Here is a 2,715-nt window from a genome sequence, read left to right as displayed (position 1 = left end):
CTCCGCTACCGGCCTCGTCAACCGGCAGCTCAGGGCTGCCGCCAAGACCCGGCGCGCCGTTGCCACCAGACGGTGGGCCGCCTGCGACCGGGGCATCCGTTCCGGTGAACGCGGTTGCCTGTTCGCGCGCCCCCTGCGGGGTCACCGGCAGCGCACCCTGCTCGCCGGTGGCGTCGCCGGGCAGCGTGAGCTGGCCGTGGGCCACATCGCCCTGCGCTGTGCGGGAGTCGCGCTCCACCCCGGCGGCCTCGTCGGTGTTCTCGCCCCCGCCCTGCTCGCCGCCCGCCTGCCCGGCGGGCTCGCCGAACTGGTCACTGTCCCCCCGGCCGTGCAGGGCCTCGACCGTGTCGGGTAGCCCGGCGAGCGCGCCGACTGGCCCGCCGGGGTTAGTGGGGATGGCCTCGGAGTTGCCCTGCATCAGCGACGTCGCGTCCATGCCGCCACCGCCGCCGCTCAACGGCTCGGCCAAGCGCCGCGACGCGGCGTCCATCCCCACCGCCGTGGCCGCCGAGGTCAGAAACCCGCGGGCGTCGACGTCGGCGAGGTAGCCGTCCCACATGCTCGTCAGCCGCAGCAGGATCCACGGCGCGAGGACCATCAGCACGATGATGAACAAGCCCCGCAGCACGTTGACCACGTTGTCGCTCTCGTAGGTGGTGCGGGTGCCGTAGATCCAGAGCGCGGCGATGAAGAACTTGCTGCTGGCCAGCGCGTTGCAGGTCCAGAACCACTTCCGGCCCCACGCGCGGGTCTCGGCCATGACCTGACCGGTCATCGCCATCGCCCCGAACAGCGCCGCCCCGGCGGCCAGCAACGACCGGAACAGCAGCATCACGAACACCAGCACCAGCCCGATCACGCCAACGATCGCGACGACGAAGGCCAGCAGGATCGTGCCGGTGTCGGCGGTGAGCGTGTTGAGCGCGTCGACCCACATGCTCGGCTGCCAGTCCCGCTGCTGGTTGCGGGCGATCAACGCCACCGTCGCCTCGTCCCAGGCCGCCATCAGCAGGTACGCGATACCGCCGGCGAACGCGATGCCGAACATCGCCCGGACCAGCCCGCCCAGGCTCGACAGCGGCCCAGGTCCACTCAGCCGCAGTCCGTTGATCGCCGTCGAGAGCACAAAGACCACCAGCACCACGACGATCAGCACCCCGCTGATGTCGTTGTAGACGCCGTAGAACGGCTCGTCGGCAACGGTGGAGGACTGCGTGAACACCACCTCGGCCAACTTGCCCAGCGCCCACGCGAACCCTGCGACGGCAATGTCGGCCAGGCCTTCGAAGCCAGTGCGCGCCGCCTCCTTGACCTGCGCTCCCACCTTGCAGGACACGTCCACCAGGCCACATTCCGACGACGGCTTGAGTGACGACGACGCCACCAGCACCGGGCGTAGCGCGCGGCAGCGGTCCGCTTTCGCCTTCCACCGCTCGGCGTTCGCCTGGTCCTGCGTTGCCTTCTCGTCCAGACGCTCGCAGCGCACCGGCTGCTCACCAGCGGCAGGCAGGCGCTCATCGAGCACCGATGGCGTGCCGTCCGGCGGCGGTGACTGCACGGTCAGCGCCATCGCGTCGCAGCGTTCCTGATCCGCGGCGCTGGCCGCCGCGCTGCACACCGTCGTCCAACCATCGCCCGCCCGCCACCGCACCCATGGCTGGCACCAATTCACCTGCGGCTGTGCCAGCGGCTCCGCACCGACACCAGGCCGGCCATCGACTGGAGGTGCGGGGCAGGCCAAAGCCGACGGCGACGGGACCGGCGTCGGTGCCGCCGCAGCCCGTCCCGCAGCAGTCAGCCCGACCGTCGTCAGCGACACCACCGTCAGCAGCAGCCGGAGCATCGCGGGCACCACGGCCATCCGTCACACCGTCCCCGGCGCCCACGACCGCGAGCTGAGCACGTCGACGAGGGGCTGCATGTCCCGCGGTCCGCCGTCGCGGCGCGCACCGCGCTGATCCGGCGGCGGCACCGGCACCGGACGCTCCGCTGTCACCAGCCGCCACCGAGCCTGCGACCACCGCACCGTCGCCGACTGCACGTACCAGCCGCCCGCCAATCCGGCATTCGGATCCGCAGGGCTGCTCGTCGTGGCGCCGCTCAAGGTGCAGACGAGCATCCGCACCGACACCTCGCGGTCCTCGGGCACCACCGCGTCGAGGTCCGCGTCAGGCACCCAGACCCGCGCCACGACCGTCTGCGAGATCGTCTCTCCGTGCGCCGCCGGCCCCACGAGGGGGTGCACCGCCGATCCGGCTCCCTCGGCGGCGATCAGGTCCACCATCGCCTGCCTGCTCGTCGCAGACCGCGTACCGGCAGAGGCTAGCGCCTGCGTGTACGCCGCCGCCGCGTCTCCGCCGCCGCGAGGCGTGCCCGGGAAACCCACCGGCACCCCGGCCTGCACCCGCTCGACATACCGCGCGATCACCTGCCGCTCCGGCGTACTCGCACGCCCGGCGGCGAACACCGCCACACCGGCGAGCGCCACCACGACCAGCACTGCAGCCACCATCGGCATCCGGCGGCCGGTAGTCGACTTGAACTCCGCTCTGCTCATGACCGCCACCTGCTAAATCTCGGTAAGCAGGAACGCGATAATCGACGTGGCTGACCCGACGACGATCGCCACCAGGCCGGCTTTCCACATCATCGACTTCCCGCGATCACTGATGATGTGCGCGCCGAAGATCGGGCCGATGCCGAACGCGATCGCCC

At 71.5% G+C, this 2,715-nt stretch carries 2 protein-coding genes; both read right to left on the bottom strand.

Annotation, left to right across the window (positions count from 1 at the left end):
* Positions 1 to 1,861: hypothetical protein (locus ABD52_RS36930; protein WP_152748376.1), on the bottom strand; the 1,861-nt coding region annotated here is incomplete at its 3' end.
* Between the two features lie 3 nt (positions 1,862 to 1,864).
* A complete protein-coding gene (locus ABD52_RS36925) occupies positions 1,865 to 2,557 on the bottom strand; it encodes a hypothetical protein (protein WP_143025366.1) in 693 nt (230 codons plus the stop codon).
* Between the last annotated feature and the right edge of the window lie 158 nt (positions 2,558 to 2,715).

The sequence above is a fragment of the Micromonospora sp. RV43 genome, from assembly GCF_001029515.1.
GTDB lineage: Bacteria > Actinomycetota > Actinomycetes > Mycobacteriales > Micromonosporaceae > Micromonospora > Micromonospora aurantiaca.
Note: the sequence above shows the minus strand (reverse complement) of the source record. Positions and strands in the feature narration are given on the sequence as shown.